Source organism: Bacillus sp. EB106-07-01-XG149 (assembly GCF_058791555.1).
On sequence record NZ_JBYTDP010000002.1, the window covers coordinates 306,491 to 332,604 of the forward strand.

A 26,114-nucleotide genomic window follows, 5' to 3' on the forward strand; every position below is an offset into this window, starting at 1 on the left:
CTATTTAATAGATGTAATATTCAGTTTTTAGTGAAAGATATATAAAAATTGTTTTTTATTTCGTATATCGATTTGCATAACTAAACGCCGCATAAGCATCTGGCTTAATTTTTGCAGTTAATCCCATCGCTTGAATTTTCGCTGTCATATCTAGAATAAATTCTTTTGTTAAACCATCATTTCCAATATCCAAGTGAATTTCCATTATAAATCCAGCCCCATCTTGAGCATATGGATGCAATAAATCCCATATTGTTTGTATATGATTTGGAGTAAATAGGCATGCGATTTCTTGGCTAAACTGCGTTTCTAAATATATTTTCTCACGTAAAGTTGCTGGCTTATCTTTCACTGATTTATGGTGTAAACACCCCCAGGCACCTTTTCCAACGCGATGAATATGAATTGCCGTAATAAACCTCGTATCCTTTTGATGTGCTTGTGAGTCTGTCCCAATGGATAAGCGATATAAATTTCGTGGATCCTTTTCAATGAAACTACAAATACGGCTAAAGACCATATCAAAATTTAAATGTCTCTCTGAAACATTATAAAATGTATGTTCACCGACCACATAGTCACGTCCTTTCAATTAGACAGACTTTTCGTATTCTCATTGTATGGGACAAAAATAAAAATTATAACTTCCTATCCTTTATTCGTTTCAATATTTCGAATTACATAATGGCAAACTTGGCACGTATAAATTACATTTTGATTCGATTGAGCCGTTAATACATGAATAATCTCAGCAGAATTGTGACATTTAGGACAAATCACAACTGGTAAACGTTCCATACAGCACACCTCCTCGTTATTTTTATCTTGCTTTTGCTATCTGTAAACAACCAATTGGTGATGACTAATATTCAGTATAGGACGAAGAAGCCCCACTGATTACAATTTCACTTTATTACCATTGTAGGAAAAATGAAAACTCCCTATACCTATATGCTAAAAAGTAATAGAACTAAAAAAGGTGTTGCCATATGGCAACACCTTTTTTATATGTATCAAGAAATGATATCGTAAATCTCAATTGCAACCATGTCGATATTATCGAATTGATACACTTGAGGTTTTTCACCTTGTTGATACACTTCTAACTCATACATTTCACTTTTATCGAAAAATTTCACGCTACATTTGCGCTCACCGTTCACTTCAAAATAGCGTTGTGCTACTTCACCGCTTTCAGCTTGTTCTTGTAGACTAACAAGTCGAGTTAAAATTCCTTGGAGTAGAGACATGAAATCTCTCCTTTCTCTGATCTTCCTACCAATAGGTTTTACAGCTATACTCATTCTATCCGTCATAACAGAAAAAATGTTCCACAGTCTAGGATAAAGGTTATTGGCCAGAAACTCAACTAAAAATTTGTCGAAATGCGAAGGAAAAAATAGAAAGAACATCTTTTCCCTTCTTTATTGCGATTTTTATACTGGAAGAATATAATAAAAAACAGAAAAAAGGAGGAATTACAATGAGAAAAATTGAGGTTTACACACAACCTGATTGTCCGCCATGTGTCATTGTGAAAGAATTTTTAAAGCATAATAACGTTGTATATGAAGAATTTGACGTAAAAAAAGACGCTGCTGCACGCAATCGTCTTTTATACGACTATGATTCGTATTCAACTCCAACAGTTGTAATTGATGGAGAAGTTGTTGCTGGTTTTCAAATTGAAAAATTACAACAGCTACTCAATATTGAATAAGAATAGGTAAAGACCTATTCTTATTTTTATCCCACTATTTGTGGGCAGTAATAGCCCGATTGGTGCGAGCTATTAATCAATGAGAGATGAACATCCCCCACCAATTAAAGTTTCACTTTATAATTGTTGTAATCGTTTTATTTCAGTTAAAAGTTCTTGGCTTTCATGATATCCGGCCAATTTCCATTTCCCTTGATCTCTTTGCAATGTTACAATTTGATATTGTCCACTTTTCGTCCGCTCATATACATATAAAATTTTATGCTCTTCATCATATGACATTTTCGTTTCTGAATGAAAAGAAAACGGCGCTTCTTTTGCTGGAAGTAAATATTCACTACTTTGTTTATCACTTCTACTATTTTCATCTGTAAATACTTGAAGGAAATTCTCTGTAAAATATGGTGATAACGTTTCTATCATCTTATTCATCGGCAAATGCTTCCCACGAATTGAAAATTGGGTTTCATAGCCCTTTTGTATCGTTGTAAACACTTCTTCCCGATCGACTTTCACTTCCTCTTTTCCTAAAACAGTTGTGACACTATAACCAACTAGAAAGGCAACGCATACAAATAGAACTAACCATATTCCATATTTCCTCATTTTTTCACCTTCCTTTTAAGAAAACTTGTCTTTGTAGTATTCATTGTAACAATGATTATGCAAAGACAGGGGTGGTTTCGTTCGTAAAATCTTTACAACGATAGACAGCATTTTCATCACCATTTTCACTATTACCAATTTATGATAAAAACAAACAAAAAATGCACGAATCTCTTCGTGCATTAAAATAAAACATCTTCTTCATATAAATATTCATACGATAAATCTATAAATAAAAAGTTTTCATCATCAATTGGGAAGGAAAATGTTCGTACCATCTCACCAGTTTCAATATCAGCATATAAATCTGAAAGTCTTGCCTTATTCTCAAAACGCATTTTCATAATATTTTCTAGAAAATACGGACGCCAACTCCAGTTCTTCATATAATACTCAGGCATTACAATCCATTCCCCATCTTTTTTCATAACGTTTCCTGATTGTTGAAAACCATCTTCGTTACAAATAAATATGCGGAAACTACACTGTGATACACTTTGGCTAAATTGTAATAACCAATCATTTATATCTTCATTCTTTTTCTGTTTGGCTAGAACATCACCAATTCGATCACGTAACAGTTCTGTTAAATTATAAATTTTTTGTAATTTCTTCTTCTCATGTTGAATAAATTGATGACACTCATTACCAAGTCGTTCTTTCAAAACGTTCGTTTCAATAAAATCAGGTAAGCACTCTTTCAAATAATTCCCTTGATAATATCGACCACCGTTTTTCCAAGCATATTGTAGTTGATAAAAAGCATCTATTTCTTCATATAACAATGTTGCACCAATTCTTCTAGCAAGTAATGATAAAGAATATAAAATATCTTGATAAGATTGTAAAAGTGCAGTTTGCCTTAAGTTTGTTAAATCTACTTTTAAAATATCCGGTGCTAACACGCTAATACGTTCTAAATTACTTGTACCCGTTCCGACTTTATTAATCGAAATTTGAATACCATATGTACGATAATACATAAGCAAATGATTAAATTGCTCTATGTCTTCTTTACATTCATGTTCTGTAATTTCTAAAACAATGTGTTTCAAATTTAAACCTTGCTCTTCATACATCAATAAAAGTTGAAGTAAACTTTCATCATCATCGTTCATTAATACGTTAGCATTCCGATGTATAAATAATAATAGTTTTTGATCACTTTCTAAATAACGATTTAAAGCTTTTTCTACTATAATGTTATCCGCTTCCAGTTGAAACTCACTCGGAATAGAATCATCATGAAAGAAAGACGCTAAACTTTGTATGCCCTCTTCTGTTTGAATACGTCCTACTACTTCATATCCAATTACAGTATGCTCATCAGCACTAAAAATAGCTTGATAATAAGGAAGGACTTTATCCAAGTTACTCATTACATCTAATGCATCTATCAACGTGCTTCCCTCCCTTTACTTTTCAAAAATTATAACATGATATTTACGGAAAAATAATAAAAAATCCCTTCAGTTTTCCTGAAGGGATTAGAGGGGTAAAATGCTAAGGGGAATTAGCAATTCTACTATGAAGAAAAAAGAGGTCTTAAATATAACGTATATATGACCTCTTGTAAACACTTTTCTTTCACACGTCACAATTCCGTCACATTTAACCGTAAGAATATGAATCAAACATTCATTTTCTCGTCCCTTTTAAAATGGATATTGATGTAAATGTTGTCCTCCATCCATTGTCATGCAAGTTCCATTTATGTACGCAGCTTCATCTGAACATAAATAATAAGCTAGACCTGCGATTTCTTCTGGCGTACCCAGCCTTCCAAGCGGAACACTTTGTATCGTACGCTTAGCCATTTCTTCTGAAATCCATAACTTATCAGCACCGCCCGTACGTTCAATTGGTCCTGGCGCGATAGCGTTAACTCGTATTCCATATTTACGTCCCCACTCAACAGCAAGCGTCTTCGTCATCGCTAACACTCCAGCCTTCGCTGCAGCCGAATGAATAACTCCCGGACCTGCATCCCATGCATATGTTGCTACCATGTTAATGATATTCCCTTTTATACCTTTTTCAATCCAATATTTTCCGACAGCCTGACTACAGTAAAATGTACCATTTAAGACAATATTTATGACCGAATTCCAGCCATTCACGGATAAATCTTCTGCTGGACAAATAAAGTTTCCAGCTGCATTATTTATTAAAATATCAATTCGTCCAAACTTCTCATCAATCTGTTCAATCATTTTCTGAATATCATCAGTATTTCTTACATCCATTTGTACGGGTAATATTTGCCCTGGAAATTGTTCAATTTCCAACTTTGTTTCCTCTAGTTTTTCCTTTGTACGTCCTGTAATAACAACTCGTGCCCCTTCTTTTGCAAAACGAATCGCCATTCCTTTTCCCATTCCGCTTGATCCACCTGTTATAATAACTACCTTTTCTTTCACATACATCCCCTCCCAAAAATGAATACACATTCATTTTATCATTTTATTTAATAGAAATCTTTATATTTTTAAACTTTTCTGATATTTTAGCTTAAAGAGATTTCTTTTTATGCGTTTTTTCGTAATCTATACTACTTTTATATTATTTAAAATATATTTTAAATAAACTGAAAGGAGATTTGAGTAACCTGTAAATGTAACGAACACATGTGATATAAGTCAAATAGGTATACTCATATTTTTATGAAGAAAATTACTAGAAGAGATTTTTTAAAAGTTGGTATGCGCACTTGTCTATATTCATTTATAACCACTAGCATCGGATACTATTACGCTAAATATATTGAGCCTCACTTACTCTCTTTTACAGAGCATACACTTAAATCACAACTCATACCCAAAAGTTTTCATGGTATGAAGATTCTTCAATTTAGCGATTTACATCTCGGATACTATTTCTCTCTCCAACATTTATCTCAAATCGTTTCTAAAATTAATGCTGTAAAGCCCGACATTGTTCTTTTCACTGGTGATCTCATTGATAATTATCAAACATATACTGATACTCCTTTTGTTGCATCCATTTTAAAAAATATACAAGCACCCTTCGGTAAATTTTATATTTATGGTAACCATGATCACGGCGGATATGGAACAGAATACTACGAACACATCATGCGTGAATCTGGATTTGAACTATTACTAAATAGCGAAAAGAGAATTCGTCTACTGGATAATAGTGAAATTTCAATTTTCGGTCTTGATGATATACTACTAGGCAAACCAAAAATAGAGGAGACACTACAACACGCGAGGCAAAATACTTATAACATTGTTCTTGTTCACGAGCCAGATATTGCACCGCAAATTGCTAACTACCCAGTTAACTTACAACTTTCTGGTCATAGCCATGGCGGTCAAGTACAAATTCCTTTTTTAGGCGCTATTATTACCCCAGCACTTGCTAAAAACTATGTTGAAGGTTTCTATACGATTCAAGATTTAGCTCTCTATGTCAATCGAGGCCTTGGAAGAACACGTGTCCCATTCCGATTTATGTCAAAACCTGAAATTACGATTTTCACGCTCCAACATTCGTAATAATTCGCCTATTTTCTTACATATCCTTTCTTGTACGCGCTCATCCACGTTTCATTTACCATATGATAAAAGTGAGTCCAATAAAGGAGGTTTGTTCATGTACCCATATTATCAACCAATCCCAGTCCGTTCAGCACCTATTGGTCCAGTAGGCGACTCACGCTTCTTTCCGTTTTTTGGCGTTCCATTTCTAGCTGGCATTGCTGGTGGACTGCTCGGCGGAGCATTAGCTTTCGGTCCTAGACCGTATTACCCACCATATCCACCACCTTTCCCACCGCCAGCACCTTATCCTTGTTATGGTGGACCTTGTCAACAACCATACTATTATTAATGTACCGCAACAATTCTAACAATGTTATTCCCTCTCTTAACCGATTCATAATCCATTAACATGCTTACAATAAAAACTATTCTCTCTATTCATGCTTCTATTTTGAGAACATACAATAAGTAGAGAACAAAGTAAAAACCTCTTTTTAAAAAGAGGTTTTTACTTTGTTCTCATTATTCAGCATCTGTGTTTTGATACGCCATCTTAAACAACTTCACTTGGCTATCAATCTCTTCTGCACCACTATTAATAACATAATAATAATCACCGTCTTTATTTTGTTCGCGCGTTTTCACATTATCAGCTAAAGTAAGCTGTAAAATCGCCTTAATTCGCGCCTTCATTTCAATATCTAATATCGGGAAAGATATTTCTACGCGCTTCTCCATATTCCGCGTCATCCAGTCAGCTGAAGATAAGTATATTTTCTCTTCCCCATTATGATGGAAATAATAAATTCGGCTATGTTCTAAATATCTCCCGACAACACTAACTACCCGAATGTTTTCACTTACATTTGGAATACCAGGTCTTAAACAACATGTTCCTCGAACGATGAGTTCCACCTTTACTCCAGCTTGTGATGCCTCATACATTTTTTTAATGAGTGGTTTATCAGTTAACGAGTTCATCTTAGCGATAATATATCCATTTCCATATTGTCTATGGTAACGGATTTCCTCATCTATTAAATCCATAAATTGCTCTCTTATATCAAATGGCGCAACCGATAAATGATGAAAATGCGGTTTTGTTGTATAACCACTCAAATAATTAAAGAAATTTGTTGCATCAACCCCAAAGTCTTTTCGTGATGTAATATAGCCAAAATCAGTATATAGCTTTGCGGTTGCATCATTATAATTTCCGGTCCCAAGATGTACAAACCTTTCGATTTTTCCGTTTTTTCTTCTTACAACTAGCGTAATTTTACTATGTGTTTTCAAATGACTTACACCGTAAATAACATGACATCCAGCCTGTTCTAATTCTTTAGCCCAATGCACATTATTTTCTTCATCAAATCTTGCCTTTAATTCAACTAATACTGTCACTTGCTTCCCTTTTTCAGCCGCTACCTTTAGCGCCTGAATAATCGGCGAATCCCCACTTACTCGATATAATGTTTGTTTAATTGCAAGTACATTCGGATCGTCTGCCGCATCACGGACAAAATCAACTACTGGCTGAAACGATTCAAAAGGATGATGTAATAAAATATCATGTTCAATCGCTTTTTCAAATACATCTTCTGCATCCCCTAAGTCTTGAGGCCGTTGCGGAATAAGAGCCGGATATACTAGATGTTCATATAAAGGAGCTAGTTTTTTATATAAAGAAAATAGACATGTTAAATCTAAAGGTCCATCCATTATATACACATCTTCATCCTTTACTTCCAACACCTCATATAATAATGCTAATACTCTTTCATCAATATGCTCTTTGCCAACTTCTAAACGTACAGCAGCTCCCCACTTACGCTTTTTTAATTCTTTTTCAATTACCTTTAATAAATCTCTCGCACCTTCTTCGTGAATTGTTAAATCCGCATTGCGTGTAATACGGAAACGAGTAACAGATGATACTTTATATCCTGTAAATAATTTATGAGTAAAACTACTAATTACGTCTTCTAATAAAATAAATTTATGCTTTTGCCCTTCACTCGGTAAAAATATGAAACGTTCAAGTAGTGAAGGAACTTGTACAATTCCTAACTTCGTGCGGTTTTCTTCTTCCACTTGTTTCTCATCATATAAAAGAGTAGCTAAATTTAAACTTTTATTTAATAACATCGGAAATGGACGATATGCATCGATAGCCACAGGTGTTAAGACTGGAAAAATTTGTTCATCAAAATACTCTTCTATAAATTCTCTCTGTTCTTTCGTTAAATCATGAAATGTTAAACGCTCAATCCCCTCTTGATCCAGCGCTGGCAACACATAATTTTTAAACGTATTATATTGTACAGTCATTAATTCATGGGTCTTTATCGCAATTTTATTTAATTGCTTTTTTGGTGTTAAGCCGGCCTTATTTTCTGGTTGGTTAAAACCAGCACTCACTTGATCCTTCAATCCTGCCACGCGTACCATAAAAAATTCATCTAAATTTGAGCTGAAAATGCTAATAAACTTTAACCTTTCTAAGAGCGGATTCGTTTCATCTTGTGCTTCTTGTAGTACACGTTCATTAAATGCTAACCAACTTAATTCTCTATTATTGTAATAAGCTGTATCATTTAAATTTACTGTATTCCCCTTCAATAATTCCATCCCCTTCACACTTCCCCTTGAAACTTTTTTACTATAATTTAGTTACTTTCATTTTAGCAAATTACAATATTCCAAAGTGTTAATTTTTTGTAAAGACATCCGTACAACTTAACGTTTTGATTCGAAGGATAAGTTAATAGTCGTTTTCAATACTCTTTCTAGCTGCTTTTTTTGCTTTTCAGCTTGCACTTTTTCCGCTAATGCTGATTGCTCACATACAATTTTAAATGTTAATCCTTCTTTACTTTCTGTTATAGATATTGATTCCACAAGTGATCTTTGTCTTATATTTAGAGCTGCTGAAAATTGTAAAACAGCCCCTAATAGACGTATTTTTTTTTGTTCATTTTTATCAAACCATCCTTCAAATGGGGACAAGTGTTGTTTGAATAACATTTTTGATTTATAAGACGCAATAAGCGCTAATCTAACTCGCTCTTTATGCATCATACCATCAATTGTTTTATTCGCTAATAAATAAAACGTATGTAAACGGCTCGCTTCTTCGTCTATATATTTACCTATATTAAATACTTTCGCTGCTTGATGGAATACTTCCCAGTCTTGTACTGACATAGAAATCAGTCCTGTTTCTTCCAGCTGTTGACAAATCAATCTTCCCTGCTTTATAAGCTGCATTACAAATTCCATATCCATTTCATATTCATGTGATAATAAATACAAACTTTCTTCAACTACGTTCGGATAATATGAAATCCCCAAATCTTTTGTCAACTCTTCATAGAAAACACCTTCTCGTAACCCTTTTCTACTTAATACAAATGCTGGTGCCTCTATAACATTAACAAGCGTATGAAATACTTCGACTGCTGGAATAATTGTATCTGCTCGATCTTTTGCCAATCCTTCCATTTTTTGAAGTTCTATGAACGACAATGCTTCCAATTCTTCTTTCACATTTTTAATATCTTCTTCTTTCATCTTGTATAAATGTACCCCTGCTATAGGATAACAAATTAAATTTTGATGAATTTTTACTAAGTTCCTCGCACTACCACCAATTGCAATAAGAGGCAATTTCTTATCAATTAACCATGGTAATGTTCGAAATTGATGTTCTAAGTACGTTTGAATCTTTTCCAACTCTTCTTCAGTAGGTATATCCTCTTTAATAAATTGTTGCTTTAAAGAAAGTGCCCCAAAAGGAAAGCTATGATACTCTAAAATCTCTCTATTACGAAAGTATGTAACTTCCGTACTCCCTCCACCAATATCTACTGTAATTCCTTCAGAGAACGAAGTTGAATTCATAACTGCTAAATAGCCGTAACGTGCTTCTTCATATTCTGATAATACTCTAAGAGTAAAGTCTGTTTGTCCTTCAACAAGTTTTTTAATTGCATCTTGGTTCTCAGCCTGTCTAATTGTCGCTGTTGCAACACAAAGTACATGATGCAACTGATGGAATCGTGTACTTTCTTGAAATTGAAATAATGTTTGTAACAATACTTTTATTCCTTCTTCAATTAACATACCATCGACTAAGTAATTTCTTAACCGAGCGACCACTTTCGTATTTTCAATCTCTTTATAAAAACCTCCGTTTTGCTTTTCATAAATAACTAAACGCATTGTATTAGATCCAATATCTATAATGGCATATTGTTGTTTTAATATTTCTTTCAAACTTCTCACTCTTTCATTATCAAATTTCTAAAACACATTCTATTACTATTATACAAAATAGTTGTTTTTTGTAACAATATTGCTTTAATATTGAAAATATATACAATCACTTTTTGCATATAATAAAAACCTCTTTTATTTATGTTATAATAATGAAAAATTGAAAGGAGATTCAATATGAAACCTTCACAACCACAATCTCAATTACAAAACCAACATTCTATTAATCGACTAGCTCAATCTATTTTCGTTGTGAATCGTCATGCTAAGGCTGCAACTAATCCGAAGTATTTATACTGGTTAAAAAAGACGGCTTTAGAACGCTTAATTGCTGAAAAAAAAGCTATTAAAGAAGGATTACATTTTTCTAGAAATCCACGTTTTAGCCAACAACAATCTGATGTTCTTATACGTTTAGGTGATTATTTTTTCCATATTCCTCCTACCAAAGAAGATTTTCGAATCCTACCACATCTTGGTCATCTTGAATCCTCCTATCGAAATCCGAAAACAACCTTATCTTTAACAGTAGCAAAAAAAACACTTCAAGATTATATTGGTCCTGAAGCACTGAAACAAGAAAAAAAATTAAGTGAACCTGTCCCATGGTATAGTCGTACTTATACAAAAAAATAAAACAGTTTGGCCAATTGTAGGCCAAACTGTTTTATTTTTTCTCTTCTTTAATTTTAATATTTGCTTGTTTATAAAAAGCTATTTTTTCTGTATTATAAGATTTTGTAAATTCATTAAACTTGTCTTTTTCTGATTCAATATCCTTATAAGATTGATTTACTACTTTTACTTTTTCACTAATATCTTTTAATTTTGTACCTTTATCTTGTAACATTGTATATAATTCTTTTTCTTGTTTTAACGATTTATTATAGCTATCATACATCTTGTTAAATGAATCTTGTCGTTTCTCATATGTGCTTTTCACTTTATCCGCTTGATCTTTCAATTTCTTATCTTCAATTTTCTTCACATATTTATCTGCTGATTTTACTTCTTCTTGTGCCTTACTTAAAGATTCTTTTTCTTTTTTAAGCACTTTGTCTCGTTCATCTGTATTTTTCACTGCTTGGTTCAATTTTTCCTTAACAGTTTGATTATTATCTTTTCCTTCTTGAACAATCTGGTTATATAATTCTTGTCCCTCTTTTTCTAAAGTTTCAAGTTTCTTTGCATCTTCAAACATTGTTTTTTCTTTCTTTGCAGCATTTTCAAATGCAACATATAATTCCTCTTCTGGTTTCGGTCCGAAACAACCGGCTAATAAAGTCATTGATAATGCAGTTACAATTGCTAATTTACTATATTTCAACATCTTCTTCCTCCTACTTATATACGATCATCGTGTAAAAAGCTATGAAAATTATATATCCTTCTATAAACTCCATACTCGCACCTTTTCTACGAAAATCATTGATATTGTTTATAATGCTTGTACAAATTGTATTACTTAAAATTACATTTTACTTTTTTGAACCAATTAGCAGTTTCATATCCATCTTTTACTTAGCACTTTTTAAAGCCTGTTCATACTATGTATTACATAAAAGTACAACGGAATTCATCACAGCCATAATAATTTGAAGAACAACAGTAATAATAATTCACCTGATAAAAGATGATCGTTGTTCTCTCACGTCTATCATTCTATCATTCCCTTTCCGGCTTTCTATCAAATAATCTATTTGTTCATTTTACACAGTATAAATGCTATCTTGCAACAACTTACAATTATTCTTGTCATTCCCTAAAAAGGAAAAGTGTAGAGCATGCTTTCCTCTACACTTTTAAAATGAAACACATTGTGCAAAATGCATTGACACATCCATCATAATTATATGCTTATTCCATATATTTTTAAAGACTTTTATTACAATAAAAGTTCTTTTTGTAATAAAAGTCAAAAAAATGTTACATTCAAAACTTCTTCATATCATATTTCTTCAAATCAAAGTTTCACTCATTTTCTTAAAAATCCCTATGCTGGTACAATTGATTTTGTGCCTTTCTTAACAATTCTTCAAAAGTTTTTCCTTCTATTGGATAACTAGCAGCTCCAAATAATAGCGTCATACTTAACAAACCATTTTCTATTTCACTTTCAATATTTTTCATTAATCGGTTTGTGATTGTCGACTTTTCATGTCCGTTATCAATCGCCACAATAACATACTTATTTTCATCCCACCTAGTAACGACATCTCCTTTACGAATTGTCTTTACAATCGTACTCTCCAATTTTTGTACTAACACCTCCAATTTTTTTTCTTGCACTGTTTCTTTTAGTTCTTTCCATTCTTTCACAGAAAGAATGTACACTGTAATATTATGAGAATCCCGTTCTGATAAGGCAGCTACTTTCTCAAAGAAATCAACTACAAAATCATTACTTGCCATGCCCCCTACTTCCGTATCCATACGCCCACTCGCTCTTTTATCATACCAATGTCCAAAATAATAGCTGAGTATCATTTGCAATATATAAATAATAAAGACGGTATAAAATGATCGCGAATCCAGTTTTGTAATTACATCCTGAAGCGCAATCCATTCTGTAACTGCCACTGTATTCCCAAGTAATAACCCACTAATTTTCCCTTTATGTTTCATACTTCTCCTCCTTTCTATACCAATATATGTTTCTATAACAATTATGTTTTTCTACAAAATAAAAAATGTACATATTGAGTGTACATTTCCGCTTAAGCTTGTCTACCATTTCTATTCTATTTCATATATATACTATATATCGTTTTAGAAAGAGGTGACTTATATGCTACAAAAAGAGAATCTATCAGATATTATACGTTTACTAGCAGGTTTTCTATTATCATTAAAATTACTGTTTAATTCTTTCGGAGTGAACTTTATTACAAACGATCAAATTGATGCTATTGTAAATGTTGCTTCCTTTCTTTTCATTTTATATTTTGGTTATAAAAATAATTATGTAGGAAAAAAAGGAATCGAGCAAAAAAAAGTACTCAAAAAACACAACCTTCATTAAAAAAGGAACCTTTCTTACAGGTTCCTTTTTATCATTGCCGCACAACAACTTCATTTGTTTGCAGCGGGCCATATGATACTCCTTTATATTGAAATGTATATGTAGCCTGAAATAATGCGTTTTTGATTGCTTTATCTTTATTTGCTTTTATTTTACAAATTAGTTCTACTTTCTCATTCGGTAATAAATTATCAATTCGCCACCTTACAAGCTGGAACAAAAACTCGCTCATCCCCTTATCAGCCTTTAATGAATTTGGGATATATGCAAAATAATCTCGAATCATATGACTTACTACAACTCGTGAAATCATTTCCATTCCTTTATTTTCTACTTCAATTCGAATAATAAGTATGTCATTTACATCATAGGTCAGTTCATATGAAAATTTTTCTTTATACATACTACGGATTTGCAATGTAACTGCTACATTAGGACATTCGTTTTCCTTTTTTGAGCCATCAATCCATAACACCGGTTGTAGCGGTATTGAACGCCTACCTTGATCTGAAATTCGTTTCCATACTTTCATAATAATATTCACCCCATTTCAGATGCATCATATCCATACGACCTTATTCTGCCTCTCCACACAATATTAATAAAGCTTGTTACAAACTATATATAGTTATTACTCTTCCTTTTATCCTATTCGACAATATAAAGAAAAAACCATTTTTCCTCTGTTAACAGAAGGTATTCTTACTGAAATATTTTTTTACAATTTCCTTCATTGACTTTACAACAATACTAAGTATTGCTCACTCTTTCTCTGTCCATACAACAGAATATTTTGGCGGAAGAAAAAGTTTGCCTTTTAGTCAAATTTGACTATAATATTCTTTATGGCTTTGTCAGTGCACTTATGTAAATTGATGTAAAAAACTATATTTCAAATTTTTATGCGCTGCACTCAAAACTTCATATAGTTTACTTATTATTAAAGGAGGGTTATATTTGGAATCTCAATTATCAAAAAAAGACTCCAACAATACAAAATTTGTCGTTGCAGGTTTATTACTTGGTATTTTAATGGCGGCAATGGATAATACAATCGTTGCAACAGCAATGGCAACGATTGTTGGAGACCTAGGAGGATTTGACAAGTTCGTTTGGGTCACGTCTGCATATATGGTAGCAACAATGGCAGGGATGCCTATCTTCGGAAAACTTTCTGATATGTACGGACGGAAACGCTTTTATATTGGTGGTCTCATTCTTTTCTTATTTGGTTCTGCACTTTGCGGGACAGCATCTAGTATTGAGCAACTAAGTATTTATAGAGCAATTCAAGGGATCGGTGGCGGTGCTCTTATGCCTATCGCCTTCACGATTATGTACGATATATTCCCACCAGAAAAGCGTGGAAAAATGACCGGGCTATTCGGTGCGGTTTTCGGGACATCTAGTGTATTCGGCCCTTTATTAGGTGCTTATATTACAGACTATATAAGTTGGCATTGGGTCTTCTATATTAATATTCCATTAGGACTTATCTCCTTCTTCTTCATTACTAAATACTACAGTGAATCTCTAGAATTTAGAAAACAAAAAATTGATTGGGCCGGCGCTATTACACTTGTCATTAGTATCGTTTGCTTAATGTTCGCCTTAGAACTTGGTGGTAAAGAATACGCATGGAATTCCACTGTAATTATCGGTTTATTTACAACAGTTGTTATTATGCTTATTATTTTCTTCTTCGTAGAACGAAAAGCAACTGAACCTATCATTTCTTTCCATCTATTTAAAAAACCTTTATTCGCAGCTAGCCAAGGAGTTGCCTTTTTCTATGGTGCCGCTTTTATTATCTGTACAGTTTATATCCCAATCTTCGTTCAAGGTGTTCTCGGTGGTTCAGCCTCCAATGCTGGATTAATTTTAACACCTATGATGGTTGGCTCTGTAATTGGAAGTCAAACAGGTGGACAGTTAGCTTCTCGAACAAGTTATCGTAACATCATGATGGTATCTGGTGTTTTCTTCGTAATTGGTATTTATTCACTAAGCACTTTAACAATGGATACACCTCGTCTACTTGTAACGCTATTTATGGTTCTCACTGGACTTGGAGTTGGTTTCTCATTCTCAGTTTTAAGTATGTCTTCTATCCACAAGTTAGAAATGCGAGACCGTGGTTCTGCTACATCAACAAACTCATTCTTCCGTTCACTCGGTATGACTCTTGGTGTAACGATTTTCGGTACAATTCAAAACCATATTTTTACTACTAAATTAAACACTGTGTTCCCTCCTGAACTAGCTAAATTAGCTCCAAAAGGCGGAGACACAAGTTTCTTATTATCACAAGGTGCTACCGAGAAGATTCCAGCTGAAATATTAACTGGGATTAAAGATGCTCTCGCTACCTCTATTGCCAGTACATTCTTCTGGGCACTTATCCCGGCTGTACTAAGTATTATTTGTATTTTACTTATGGGAAATGAACGCCTCTTTACAGGTCCAAAAACGAAACAAAAACAAAAGCAAGTAAGTTAATATAGAGAAAAGAAACGGCATATCCCTTTATGAAAACGGATATGCCGTTTATAATATGTATAAAGTTTTTATTTATAGGAGTTGAGACAGCATGAGCATGAAATTAGTCATTCTCGGCTTGCTACTCGAAGGAGATAAACATCCATATGAAGTGCAGCACATCATGAAAGAACGACAAATGGATTGTTATATTAAATATGCAAAAGGATCACTTTACTACGCCTTCGAGCAATTAGAAAAGCAGGGTGCAATTCGTATTACCACGATTGTTCGAGATACGAATAGACCCGATAAAACAATCTTTCATATAACAGAAGAAGGTAAACGGTTATTTCACACGTTACTATTAAAACAATTCGAGGCAAAAAATCAAATATATAAACCAATTTATTCAGCACTCTCTTTCGCTCATTTTGGTGATGATCAAGAGTTAATTCCTATTTTAGAAAAAAAGAAAAATGATACCGTTCAATATTTACATAAAATGCAAACTATTTATGATTGTAGCAAAGGACACATTCCACGTGCACAACTATATATTTTACAAAGCGTTATTGAACATATTACAGTTGAATTGCAATGGTTAAACACCCTCCTTACAGATGCAGTTGCAGGAAGGCTTTCAGAAATTGATATAGATGAAGGTTAGACTTATAAAGAAGAAACTGTAAAAAAGACAATAAAGTTATTTCATTTTAAAACCTAAAATAAGCATAGCCCCGTTCTAATTTAGGACGGGGCTGCTTGTTTTATTTTCGCTATAAAATACTTATTTCACTACACTCAAAAATATAACAAAGATTTATTTATCACCGGCATCCTATAATAGAAGATTATTTCTTAAAATTCTATATAAAAAGGTTGATGAATTTCATCCAAACTGTATTCAATTCTTTGTCTGAAATTCATAAAATTCACCATCTCTAACGCCTGCTCAATAGGATAGAATCCTACTTCCAAACTTTCTGGTGTAGTCGTTAATTTACCTCCAACTGGTCTAGCTAAAAACAACGTATTACAGATTGAATGGTTCACATTTTGGAATACTCCACAAAATTTTAATACTTCAATATCGATACCTGTTTCCTCTTTAGTCTCCCTTATTGCAGCATCTTTCAAAGACTCTCCTTCTTCAACTTGTCCACCTGGCATTTCCCATCCTCTTCTAGGTCCCTTAATTAATAGGATTTCTTTTTGTTCATTAATTACAATTGTCGCTGCTGAAACTATATGTTTTGGCGGTGAATAAATATTTTGTGTACTTTGTTCCAATTGAAATTCCCCATTTCTATAAACTTAGTATATTTATCTTTATACAGGAGCCTTACTCTTTCTTGTGATAAGTTACTATTTCAAAATGAACCATTCAATCTCCTTCCATCTCCCAGAATACGGAAGAGTTTTCAAATAACATAACTCGTATCTTATCTCTATACAAGTGTATACTTCTTTGTATGTTTAATCGCTCTTCATTTCAATTCCCTTCGTCTTAAAAAACTCAGAAAAATCATAATAATTAAAATTAAAAACTTTAGAATTTTCTTATTTTAAAACAGTAGACAAAATTCCAAAAATTGTGTTAGAATTTGTTTCAATATCATATCGCTTGTTAACTTCCTTTCAAAAGGAAAATAGGTACACGAAAATTTCGTTTCGTGTTTAAAAGGGAAGCTTGGTGAAACTCCAACACGGTCCCGCCACTGTAAATGCTGAGATTTCTTTTCTATGCCACTGTGAAAACGGGAAGGTAAAAGAGATTATATGAAGCATAAGTCAGGAGACCTGCCTGTTTTAACAACACTGATAGATTCACGGATGATGATGAGGTGTTAAAACAAAAAGGAAGGCTTATTTTCTATGCCTTTATGCTTTTTGTTATAGGTATTTCCTAGTAAACGGAAATGCTTACTTTCAATTAGGGAGGAATTTAAAATGGCAATTCAAACAAGTAACTTAGGTTATCCACGTATCGGACTACAACGAGAGTGGAAAAAGACATTGGAAGCTTTTTGGTCCAATAAAATCGATGAAGAACAATTTTTAACAAAGATGAAAGAAATTCGCCTTCAACACGTAAAAGTACAGCAAGAAAAAGGGATTGAGCTCATTCCAATTGGCGACTTTACATATTATGATCACGTTTTGGATACTGCTTATATGCTAGGATTTATCCCATCACGTTTTTCTGAGTTTACATCTTACCTTGATGTATATTTCGCAATGGCGCGTGGCTCTAAAGATCACGTAGCTTCTGAAATGACAAAATGGTTTAACACAAACTATCATTATATCGTTCCTGAATATGAAGAGGGATTACAAATCTCTTTAAAAGATAATCGTCCACTTCGCTTATACGAAGAGGCAAAACAAGAATTAGGAGTAGATGGAAAACCTGTTATTTTAGGACCATATACTTTCTTAAAATTAGCTAAAGGTTATACACAAGAACAATTTACTACGATTTTAAAACAATTAGTTGCACCATACGTACAACTGCTTTCAGAACTACATGCAGCTGGTGCACAAGTCATTCAAGTTGATGAACCGATTTTCGCTTCTTTAACGAAAGAAGAAGTTCAACAAGCAAAAGAAATTTATGAAGCTATTCGTACAGAAGTTCCAAATGCGAATCTTCTTTTACAAACATATTTTGATAGTGTAGAAGAAAACTATGAAGAAATTATTACATTCCCTGTATCCGGTATTGGATTAGATTTCGTTCATGGTAAAGAAGGTAATCTACATGCTATTTCAAAATATGGATTCCCAGCTGATAAAACTTTAGCTGTCGGTTGTATAGATGGCCGTAACATTTGGAGAGCTGACCTTGATGAAGTTATTACGTTATTTACAACGTTACAAAAACAAGTCCAAACGAAAGATTTCATCGTTCAGCCTTCTTGTAGCTTATTGCATACACCAATCGATAAAACAGAAGAAACTCACTTATCGACTGAACTATTCGATGCGTTAGCATTTGCAAATCAAAAATTAGAAGAGTTAGTTCTCATTCACTCTGCTCTCACTAAAGGTACAGAAAGTATTAGTAATGAGCTGGAAACATATCGAAATGTACATCATACAATTCGTTCATCTGCTGTACGTAACCGTGAAGATGTCAAAGCAGCACGAACAGCACTAAAAGAAGAAGATTTTTCACGTCCTCTTCCATTTGAAAAACGATACGAATTACAACAAGTTGCCCTAGAGTTACCGTTATTACCAACAACTACTATTGGTAGCTTCCCGCAAACAACTGAAGTTCGTCAAACGCGAAAGGAATGGCGTAACGGTGTTATTTCAAATGAACAATATGAACAATTTATTGAAAAAGAGACAGAAAAATGGATTCGTTACCAAGAAGAAATTGGTCTTGATGTCCTTGTACATGGTGAATTCGAAAGAACTGACATGGTCGAATATTTTGGTGAGCGCCTTGCTGGTTTCTCATTCACTAAAAACGGTTGGGTACAATCATACGGTTCTCGCTGCGTAAAACCACCTGTTATTTATGGTGATGTTGCCTTTATTAACGGAATGACTATTAAGGAAACGGTTTATGCACAAAGCTTAACAGAGAAAGTTGTAAAAGGAATGTTAACTGGACCTGTTACGATTTTAAATTGGTCTTTCGTTCGAAATGACATTCCAAGAAAAGAAGTTTCGTATCAAATTGCATTAGCTCTTCGTCACGAAATTGAACTACTTGAATCTTCCGGAATTCGAGTAATCCAAGTCGATGAGCCAGCACTTCGTGAAGGAATGCCACTAAAAGAAAAAGATTGGGACGCTTATATTACATGGGCAGTACAATCCTTCCTTTTAGCAACTTCTTCTGTAGCAAATGAAACACAAATTCATACGCATATGTGTTACAGTAATTTCGAAGATATTGTTGACGCGATTCGCGCATTGGATGCAGATGTGATTTCTATCGAAACATCAAGAAGTCACGGAGAATTTATTGATACATTAAAACATACAACATATGAAAAAGGCATCGGTCTAGGTGTATATGATATTCATAGTCCACGTGTACCGAGTAAAGATGAAATGTATAAAATCGTGGAACAATCTTTAGAAGTATGCGATCCTAAATATTTCTGGATTAATCCTGATTGTGGTTTAAAAACGAGAAGAACGGAAGAGGTTATCCCGGCTTTAGAACACATGGTGCAAGCAGCAAAAGATGCACGTTCCCTACTAAAAACAAACGCATAACGAAAATGGGTTATCCTTTTTGAGGATAACCCATTTTTTATTCTTTACTTTCAAAAAAGAATTCGTATTGTATTTTATATAATTCATCATCCGTTGGTTCTTCAAGAGGAGTTGCCTGTAATACAACTGTATACTCACCATTTGGAATAGGGATTTGAAATTTATTTGAAAGAATACTTGTTACAACGATACATTCATTTTCAATTGTAAAAGGAACTGTAACCGTTCTAATCACTTCTTCTTTCTCAATATGCTTCCCGCAAGTCACTTTTACTTCACAAGTATAATCAGAGAGTGCTTCAAAAATAACAGTTCCATCCGCCTTCGCATAACCTCTTTCAAAATCTTCATCCGTCCAGTCAACGTAAGGCTGATCACCGTCATAGTTCATCAACATTAATTGCGAATACGAAATTGTTAACTCCATAGGTCACTTCTCCTTCATTATGAAATATGCAACTACTACTTTACGTCAAATTTCACACGTGTACCATCTGGGTATTTATCTAACTTATTTCCTACCCAAGACCCTGCCCCACGATTATCGGCTGGACTTATATATTCAATATGCGCTCCTTTTCCGCCTTCTTTACACATCGCCATTGGCCATTCATCACGATCATACCCTTTTTTTGATGGGTATGGAGCTAACGATAATTTTCTTCTATCCGCAGCGCCACCACGGTCGATTGTACAAACTTCTGAATGCCCTTCTTTTATAGCATCGGTAATATGTTTCCCTGTCTCTGGATATCGCTCTTTCGGAAATTCTAGAACTTGATCATACGCATTTGTTTTTTTGATACTTGTTTCTTCTGGAACAAGTACTTCATACACCGCTACTACAATAGAAAGAATTGCAATAATTGAAATGATAATACCTTTTAATTGCTTCATGTATACCTCCATAATTCTACCAGTTTCTTTTCCTCCGTTATTATAACAAACTTCTCCTGTATATGTTTTCAGACATTATTTTAGCTCTTCTTCGCCATTCCGCCAAAAAACTCTCATTTTCCTTCATCTTTTCACTAATGCTGTAGAAAACTAATAACCTTCCGACATTCTTTTTCAAAGGAAGTCCTCATAAAAGATTGAAATGATATATACGATACTTTTTGGGGAGGAAATATTATGGAAGCTACCTATAAAACGAAAGATGTCACGAATAAAACAGGCATCCCAAAACATATAGTTCGCAAATATAGTCAACTGTTAGAGGATCATGGTTATATCATTTCCAAAACAGCTGATGCTCGTATTTATAAACTGGATGATTTAAAACTATTGAAATCTATACATGAAAGAGCTGCTACACTGCAAGAAGATATTTCAGAAACGATACCTATTATCTTAAAAGAAAAAGAGGCCCCGCCTGTACCAGTTATACAAGATACGCAAGAAATACAACCGAAAGAAAAAGAAGATGGGCGTAACTTTGAGGAGTTCATGTTAAAACTTGAAATGCTCGCCCAATTAAATGAAGCAATTATTCATCAAAATTCTACCCTTATTACCCAAAATCGTTTAAAAGATGAAAAGCTAGATGAATTAATGCAACAAGTTTATGTAAAAGAAGGCTCTCAAGAAAAAATGCTACAAGAGTTAGTGGATCATGCCGCTCAAACAGATGCCCTGCAAAAAGAAAAGATGGACTTATTAATGAATCATATGTATAAACGAGAATCTAAGCAAGAAGAAAAAATGAATAAACTCGTAAATCAAATTTATAATAAAGATAGCAACCGTGATGCACAACTTATGCAAGTGATTCGCGAAATTCAAGAAACAAAAAGAATGGTTGCTGCTTCAAAAGAGCAAGGATTCTTGCAATCATTTAAAAGTTTATTTAGCCGAGCAAAACAAGAAAAAACAAATGAATAAACAATATAAAATAAAAAGTTACCTTCCATCGGTAACTTTTATTCCTTATTTCTTACAGCTGGCAATATAATAATCGCTTCAGTTCCTTTCCCACTTTCGCTTTTATATTCCAGCGTACCATTATGCGCTTGTAAAATACTAAATGTTACCATAAGCCCTAATCCTGTCCCTTTTTCTTTTAAAGAATAATACGGTTGTCCCAGTCTTACTAACTGTTCTTTCGTCATTCCAACACCACTATCTTTAACTCTTATTACTATCGTTTCATCTTTTTGCATAGCCGTTACTTTTAAATATCCTTTATTTCCTTGGATTGCTTCAATACCATTTTTAACAACATTCATAATAGCTTGCTTCAATTTCGTCTTATCACCGATCGTATAAAGACTTTCAGAAATCTCAACTTGCAAATATACACCTTGCATCGCTGCAAATGATGACATAAGAGTTGTCATTTCTATTAATTGAGCGGATAAGCAAATGTGTTCTTTTTTCTCAATTTGTGGCCTTGCTAAATTCAAATAATCTGAAATAATTTGTTCTGCCCGATCCAATTCGGCTAATACGAGACGCATATAATCCTTATTTTTCACATCTTCCGTACTTTCTAACAATTGAATAAAACCACGAACAACAGTGAGTGGATTTCGAACCTCATGTGCAACACTTGCTGCCAACTCACTTACAATATTAAGCTTTTCTGACTTTTGCATCTCTGTACGTAATATTGCATTTTCATTTAAATATTCTGTTAAGTACACTTGAAATACCATAGTCATAACCATAATAAGCGAAGCAAATATATATCCGCTATATAAGTGTGAAATATGTGGTGTAAACCCCGTTTCTAACAGAACGTTAATCATGCCAATCACTAAAGAAACAAGTACGTATAGTGATGAAATCATAAATGCTAAAATTAGCTTCTTATCCCTTGAAAATAGAGACCATTTCTTTGATAAAAATAATGGAACTATCAATAGAAATATTACTTCTATGACTGGAAGAAGGCTCATTCCCTTTAGCGCCCATTCATATGCAACAAAAATAACGGCCGGGATTAAACCAACAATCCCACCATATAAAAAACCACTAACAATCGGGATTGGGTGAAAGTTATACCCACAAATGTCACCAAAACAAATAGAGTATGTCATGGAGAGAACGAGTGTAATGCTGGATAAAAACATAATAAAGTAGCGGTTCGGCTTCGGAGGCATTTCTTGATAACGATTTAAACGAATCGCTTCATATAAAAATAGTGGCAAAATAATGATGGCAATTTGGATCATTAAATCACGGATCAGCTCCATAGCCTCTCATCCCCTATATGTATTTTGATATGATTATATCATTTTACGGGTTTATTTGTTTTAAAATTTTGATTTTTCTTAACATATTTGTTAATTCTTTGTTAACAACACATAATAATTGTTACAGATTTTCGAAATGAATGTAAACCCTGTACCAAATTTCCGTCGGACAGTATACAATGAATACGGATTACAAAGAAAATAAAAAATACTTCATGAGACGGACAACTATAGCAAAATACAGCATATAATCCATACTATCTATGTTTACAAATAAGTGATCATTATTTTAGTAGGAGGAAGATAAATATGGCAGGTACTACGCTTGTTTTAAAAGAAGAAAATTTGGTCGTTCTAGAAAATGTTGAAAAATCAGTATATGAAGAGTTACAGCATAAAACCGGAGAAGAAAATTGCACATGTGCTGTGAATGAATCAGTTGTTCACCTTGGCAAAGTATCCTCTGTACTTTGGAATGAAGATGAAATAGATTGGGAGTACGGATATTAAAAAGTCGCTTACAGCGGCTTTTTTTCTATTATCCCTCTCTTTCTACATAACATATACGCAAGCGAAATCATAGAAAATATGTTAAAATGAACTTAATTTTCAAACGGAAGAAAGGGAGATACAATGGAACAATTCATTAACCCTAGAGTGAAGGACATCCAAATTTCTGGAATCCGTCAATTCTCTAACATGATTCAAAACTATGATAATCTTATCTCTTTAACAATTGGACAACCCGATTTCCCTACGCCTTCTCTCGTAAAAGAAGCGGCAAAACGGGCTATTACAGAAAATTATACAAGCTATACACATAACGCCGGTTTACTAGAATTACGCAAGGCAGCTTGTAACTTTGTAAAAGATAACTACGATTTACAGTATTCACCTGAAAAAGAAACCATCGTTACAATCGGTGCCAGTGAAGCAATTGATATTGCATTCCGAACGATTTTAGAGCCAGGAACAGAAGTTATTTTACCTGCCCCTATTTACCCAGGATACGAACCAATTATTCGATTATGCGGTGCTACACCTATTTTTATCGATGTTCGTGAAACTGGCTTCCGTTTAACAGCCAAAGCGCTAGAAAATGCCATTACAGAAAAAACAAGATGCGTCGTACTGCCGTATCCTTCTAATCCAACTGGTGTAACTTTATCAAAAGAAGAATTACAGGATATTGTAACTGTTTTAAAAGATAAAAATATTTTCGTCCTTTCTGATGAAATATATAGCGAACTTGTATATGAACAAAAGCATACATCTATCGCTCATTTCCCAGAAATGCGTGAAAAGACTATCGTCATTAACGGTTTATCAAAATCTCATTCTATGACTGGCTGGCGTATCGGTCTATTATTCGCACCAAGCTATTTAGCAGGACATATACTAAAAGTTCATCAATACAACGTAACGTGTGCTACTTCAATCGCTCAATATGCTGCAATTGAAGCATTAACAGCTGCTAAAGATGCACCAAAAATGATGCGTCATCAATACAAAAAACGTCGTGATTACGTATATAATAGACTCATTCAAATGGGCTTAACAGTTGAAAAGCCCACAGGTGCATTTTACTTATTCCCATATGTTGGTCATTTAACATCTTCATCATTTGATTTTGCACTTGACCTTGTCAAAGAAGCTGGACTAGCTGTCGTTCCTGGAACTGCATTTTCTGAATATGGTGAAGGCTATCTTCGCTTGTCCTATGCGTATAGTATTGAAACTTTAAAAGAAGGCTGTGATCGATTAGAGGCCTTTCTACAACAAAAAGCTAAGAGTTAAACTCTTAGCTTTTTTATGCATAATGATCGCAAGTTTGGCGCTTTAGTAATTTATGAGGAATAATAATACACTTTGCAGTAGACTCCGCATTCTCTACTTTATCCACTAAAGCTTTTGCTGCCTCATATCCTAGTTGATAAATATTCACATCAACTGTCGAAAGTGGCGGACTCGCAATTTCTGATAATAAAGCATTGTTAAAGCTTATAATGGAAACATCCTTTGGTACAACGAATCCTTTTTTAGAAAGAGCACTTAACACACCAAGTCCAATTAAATCATCCGTTGCCACAATTGCTGTCGGTGGTTGCTGTAGTCCCATTAACTCCTCAACGGCTTGTTGACCACTTTCCCTCGAAAAATCAAAATGTAAAATATACTCTTTTGGTAATACAATGTCCGCTAATTTTAAAGCATCACTCATACCAGCCAAACGATCTCTCGTTACAAGTAAATCTGATCCGCCGCCGATGAACGCGATTTGTTTATGACCTAATGAAATCAAATATTCTGCTACTTCTCTTGCAGCTGTATAATTATCATTATCTACATATGTAATTTCATCTTTTCGATCATACGGTTTCCCAATTAAAACAAACGGGAAATTTTGTTTATGCAAATATTGAATAATCCGATCATTCTCTCTTGAATATAAAAGAATAATGCCACCAATTTGGCGCCCCTGTACCATCTTTACAACACCATTAAAAATTTCATCTTCCGTTTCACCTGTCGACATATAAAGCGCATACCCTTCCACATGTGCAAATGAACTAATCCCTCTTATAACTTCTGGGAAAAACGGATTTTGAAAAGCTTTACTTGCAGAACTTGGCATAACAAGACCAAGTGTTTTTGTTGTTTGGTTAGCCAGATTTCTTGCGTTTAAATTGGGATGATACCCTAGTTCACTCATTACTTTCCGAACACGACGCTTTGTTTTTTCACTTATACTTGGATTATCAGCAATTACACGAGAAACGGTAGATGGTGCTACATTTGCCTTCTTCGCCACATCTTTAATTGTAACTGTCATAAAAATCCCCTCCTCTCACTTCTCTGCCATTTTGTTATATATTTTAATCTTGCACCCGTTGCAAGTAATAGGAGAAGTCATAAACTTTCATTGATTCTATCTTGTAATACCTATCATATTCTCCCTCTCCATGTATTGTAAGGGATATAGCTCTTTTTTCCTATACTATAATATACTATTTATTTCACTTCTTTGCATATGTGATGTCAAATCTCTTTTCATCTCCCTATAA

27 protein-coding genes and 1 riboswitch are annotated in these 26,114 nt (G+C 33.8%); of the genes, 11 read left to right on the top strand and 16 right to left on the bottom strand.

The window, feature by feature from the left end; translation table 11 throughout:
* Positions 1 to 55: 55 nt before the first annotated feature.
* The 3 genes from AC3WTA_RS07545 to AC3WTA_RS07555 all read right to left on the bottom strand — a co-directional run bounded on the left by AC3WTA_RS07545 (position 56) and on the right by AC3WTA_RS07555 (position 1,250).
* Positions 56 to 574: a ribonuclease H-like YkuK family protein gene (locus AC3WTA_RS07545; protein ID WP_070169102.1), complete on the bottom strand. Its 519-nt coding sequence runs from the start codon at positions 572 to 574 to the stop codon at positions 56 to 58.
* A gap of 74 nt (positions 575 to 648) precedes the next feature.
* Positions 649 to 798, bottom strand: a complete 150-nt coding sequence (locus AC3WTA_RS07550; RefSeq protein ID WP_000440533.1) for a hypothetical protein — start codon at positions 796 to 798, stop codon at positions 649 to 651.
* 215 nt (positions 799 to 1,013) lie between these two features.
* Positions 1,014 to 1,250 carry a YkuJ family protein gene (locus AC3WTA_RS07555; protein WP_000055151.1) on the bottom strand — a complete coding sequence of 79 codons (237 nt, stop codon included), beginning with the start codon at positions 1,248 to 1,250 and terminating at the stop codon, positions 1,014 to 1,016.
* 233 nt (positions 1,251 to 1,483) lie between these two features.
* Here AC3WTA_RS07555 and AC3WTA_RS07560 point away from each other — a divergent pair, with 233 nt between their 5' ends.
* Positions 1,484 to 1,720: a glutaredoxin family protein gene (locus tag AC3WTA_RS07560; protein WP_001225788.1), complete on the top strand. Its 237-nt coding sequence runs from the start codon at positions 1,484 to 1,486 to the stop codon at positions 1,718 to 1,720.
* Positions 1,721 to 1,837: 117 nt separating this feature from the next.
* Here AC3WTA_RS07560 and AC3WTA_RS07565 read toward each other — a convergent pair whose 3' ends face one another.
* From AC3WTA_RS07565 to fadH, 3 genes are all read right to left on the bottom strand, one after another.
* The gene (locus AC3WTA_RS07565; RefSeq protein WP_001233814.1) at positions 1,838 to 2,326 is read right to left on the bottom strand and encodes a DUF3993 domain-containing protein; all 489 of its coding nucleotides are present in this window, start codon (positions 2,324 to 2,326) and stop codon (positions 1,838 to 1,840) included.
* A 182-nt stretch (positions 2,327 to 2,508) separates the two neighbouring features.
* On the bottom strand, positions 2,509 to 3,726 hold the full coding sequence (locus AC3WTA_RS07570; protein ID WP_000564299.1) for an EAL domain-containing protein: 1,218 nt from the start codon (positions 3,724 to 3,726) through the stop codon (positions 2,509 to 2,511).
* Between the two features lie 255 nt (positions 3,727 to 3,981).
* Complete coding sequence (fadH, locus tag AC3WTA_RS07575; protein WP_000660897.1) at positions 3,982 to 4,746, bottom strand: 2,4-dienoyl-CoA reductase; 765 nt, start codon at positions 4,744 to 4,746, stop codon at positions 3,982 to 3,984.
* A 243-nt stretch (positions 4,747 to 4,989) separates the two neighbouring features.
* On the opposite strand from fadH, the gene AC3WTA_RS07580 reads away from it, so the two are divergent.
* On the top strand, positions 4,990 to 5,847 hold the full coding sequence (locus AC3WTA_RS07580; RefSeq protein WP_000724518.1) for a metallophosphoesterase: 858 nt from the start codon (positions 4,990 to 4,992) through the stop codon (positions 5,845 to 5,847).
* Between the two features lie 97 nt (positions 5,848 to 5,944).
* Entirely contained in the window at positions 5,945 to 6,181 is a 237-nt protein-coding gene (locus AC3WTA_RS07585) for a hypothetical protein (RefSeq protein WP_000283743.1), read from the top strand.
* A gap of 173 nt (positions 6,182 to 6,354) precedes the next feature.
* On the opposite strand, the gene AC3WTA_RS07590 is transcribed toward AC3WTA_RS07585, so the two are convergent.
* Both AC3WTA_RS07590 and ppx read right to left on the bottom strand, forming a co-directional pair.
* A complete protein-coding gene (locus tag AC3WTA_RS07590) occupies positions 6,355 to 8,463 on the bottom strand; it encodes a polyphosphate kinase (RefSeq protein WP_000421692.1) in 2,109 nt (702 codons plus the stop codon).
* 108 nt (positions 8,464 to 8,571) lie between these two features.
* The gene (gene ppx, locus AC3WTA_RS07595; RefSeq protein ID WP_000658859.1) at positions 8,572 to 10,110 is read right to left on the bottom strand and encodes an exopolyphosphatase; all 1,539 of its coding nucleotides are present in this window, start codon (positions 10,108 to 10,110) and stop codon (positions 8,572 to 8,574) included.
* Between the two features lie 177 nt (positions 10,111 to 10,287).
* Between ppx and AC3WTA_RS07600 the strand changes: the two genes are divergently transcribed.
* Positions 10,288 to 10,746 (top strand): YkyB family protein, encoded by a 459-nt coding sequence (locus AC3WTA_RS07600; RefSeq protein WP_000804864.1) that lies wholly within the window; start codon positions 10,288 to 10,290, stop codon positions 10,744 to 10,746.
* A 31-nt stretch (positions 10,747 to 10,777) separates the two neighbouring features.
* Here AC3WTA_RS07600 and AC3WTA_RS07605 read toward each other — a convergent pair whose 3' ends face one another.
* Both AC3WTA_RS07605 and AC3WTA_RS07610 read right to left on the bottom strand, forming a co-directional pair.
* Positions 10,778 to 11,440, bottom strand: a complete 663-nt coding sequence (locus AC3WTA_RS07605; protein ID WP_000922487.1) for a YkyA family protein — start codon at positions 11,438 to 11,440, stop codon at positions 10,778 to 10,780.
* 653 nt (positions 11,441 to 12,093) lie between these two features.
* The gene (locus AC3WTA_RS07610; protein WP_000680838.1) at positions 12,094 to 12,735 is read right to left on the bottom strand and encodes a diguanylate cyclase domain-containing protein; all 642 of its coding nucleotides are present in this window, start codon (positions 12,733 to 12,735) and stop codon (positions 12,094 to 12,096) included.
* Between the two features lie 163 nt (positions 12,736 to 12,898).
* Here AC3WTA_RS07610 and AC3WTA_RS07615 point away from each other — a divergent pair, with 163 nt between their 5' ends.
* Positions 12,899 to 13,132 (top strand): SPP1 phage holin family protein, encoded by a 234-nt coding sequence (locus tag AC3WTA_RS07615; RefSeq protein ID WP_000939452.1) that lies wholly within the window; start codon positions 12,899 to 12,901, stop codon positions 13,130 to 13,132.
* Positions 13,133 to 13,163: 31 nt separating this feature from the next.
* Here the strand turns inward: AC3WTA_RS07615 and AC3WTA_RS07620 are convergent, their stop codons facing one another.
* Positions 13,164 to 13,664, bottom strand: a complete 501-nt coding sequence (locus AC3WTA_RS07620) for a hypothetical protein (protein ID WP_000870035.1) — start codon at positions 13,662 to 13,664, stop codon at positions 13,164 to 13,166.
* Positions 13,665 to 14,089: 425 nt separating this feature from the next.
* Between AC3WTA_RS07620 and AC3WTA_RS07625 the strand changes: the two genes are divergently transcribed.
* Together AC3WTA_RS07625 and AC3WTA_RS07630 are read left to right on the top strand one after the other, a co-directional pair.
* On the top strand, positions 14,090 to 15,631 hold the full coding sequence (locus AC3WTA_RS07625) for an MDR family MFS transporter (RefSeq protein ID WP_000445749.1): 1,542 nt from the start codon (positions 14,090 to 14,092) through the stop codon (positions 15,629 to 15,631).
* A gap of 91 nt (positions 15,632 to 15,722) precedes the next feature.
* Positions 15,723 to 16,280, top strand: a complete 558-nt coding sequence (locus AC3WTA_RS07630; RefSeq protein ID WP_000062071.1) for a PadR family transcriptional regulator — start codon at positions 15,723 to 15,725, stop codon at positions 16,278 to 16,280.
* Positions 16,281 to 16,471: 191 nt separating this feature from the next.
* Here AC3WTA_RS07630 and AC3WTA_RS07635 read toward each other — a convergent pair whose 3' ends face one another.
* Entirely contained in the window at positions 16,472 to 16,903 is a 432-nt protein-coding gene (locus tag AC3WTA_RS07635; protein WP_000438230.1) for an NUDIX hydrolase, read from the bottom strand.
* A 344-nt stretch (positions 16,904 to 17,247) separates the two neighbouring features.
* Positions 17,248 to 17,435: riboswitch (cobalamin riboswitch) on the top strand.
* 128 nt (positions 17,436 to 17,563) lie between these two features.
* Here AC3WTA_RS07635 and metE point away from each other — a divergent pair.
* A complete protein-coding gene (metE, locus tag AC3WTA_RS07640) occupies positions 17,564 to 19,852 on the top strand; it encodes a 5-methyltetrahydropteroyltriglutamate--homocysteine S-methyltransferase (RefSeq protein WP_001007589.1) in 2,289 nt (762 codons plus the stop codon).
* 37 nt (positions 19,853 to 19,889) lie between these two features.
* On the opposite strand, the gene comJ is transcribed toward metE, so the two are convergent.
* Positions 19,890 to 20,279 (bottom strand): competence protein ComJ, encoded by a 390-nt coding sequence (gene comJ, locus AC3WTA_RS07645; protein ID WP_000424013.1) that lies wholly within the window; start codon positions 20,277 to 20,279, stop codon positions 19,890 to 19,892.
* A 35-nt stretch (positions 20,280 to 20,314) separates the two neighbouring features.
* Positions 20,315 to 20,749, bottom strand: coding sequence for a DNA-entry nuclease (gene nucA / locus AC3WTA_RS07650; protein WP_000811502.1), 435 nt, complete (start codon positions 20,747 to 20,749; stop codon positions 20,315 to 20,317).
* Between the two features lie 237 nt (positions 20,750 to 20,986).
* Here nucA and AC3WTA_RS07655 point away from each other — a divergent pair, with 237 nt between their 5' ends.
* Complete coding sequence (locus tag AC3WTA_RS07655; RefSeq protein ID WP_000388458.1) at positions 20,987 to 21,736, top strand: DUF3967 domain-containing protein; 750 nt, start codon at positions 20,987 to 20,989, stop codon at positions 21,734 to 21,736.
* A 38-nt stretch (positions 21,737 to 21,774) separates the two neighbouring features.
* Here the strand turns inward: AC3WTA_RS07655 and kinB are convergent, their stop codons facing one another.
* The gene (kinB, locus tag AC3WTA_RS07660) at positions 21,775 to 23,049 is read right to left on the bottom strand and encodes a sporulation sensor histidine kinase KinB (RefSeq protein ID WP_000420381.1); all 1,275 of its coding nucleotides are present in this window, start codon (positions 23,047 to 23,049) and stop codon (positions 21,775 to 21,777) included.
* A gap of 309 nt (positions 23,050 to 23,358) precedes the next feature.
* On the opposite strand from kinB, the gene AC3WTA_RS07665 reads away from it, so the two are divergent.
* Entirely contained in the window at positions 23,359 to 23,559 is a 201-nt protein-coding gene (locus tag AC3WTA_RS07665) for a hypothetical protein (RefSeq protein WP_000929285.1), read from the top strand.
* A gap of 123 nt (positions 23,560 to 23,682) precedes the next feature.
* Entirely contained in the window at positions 23,683 to 24,846 is a 1,164-nt protein-coding gene (locus AC3WTA_RS07670; protein ID WP_000434593.1) for an aminotransferase A, read from the top strand.
* A gap of 13 nt (positions 24,847 to 24,859) precedes the next feature.
* On the opposite strand, the gene malR is transcribed toward AC3WTA_RS07670, so the two are convergent.
* Complete coding sequence (gene malR, locus AC3WTA_RS07675; RefSeq protein WP_000219036.1) at positions 24,860 to 25,882, bottom strand: maltose operon transcriptional repressor MalR; 1,023 nt, start codon at positions 25,880 to 25,882, stop codon at positions 24,860 to 24,862.
* Positions 25,883 to 26,114: the final 232 nt, after the last annotated feature.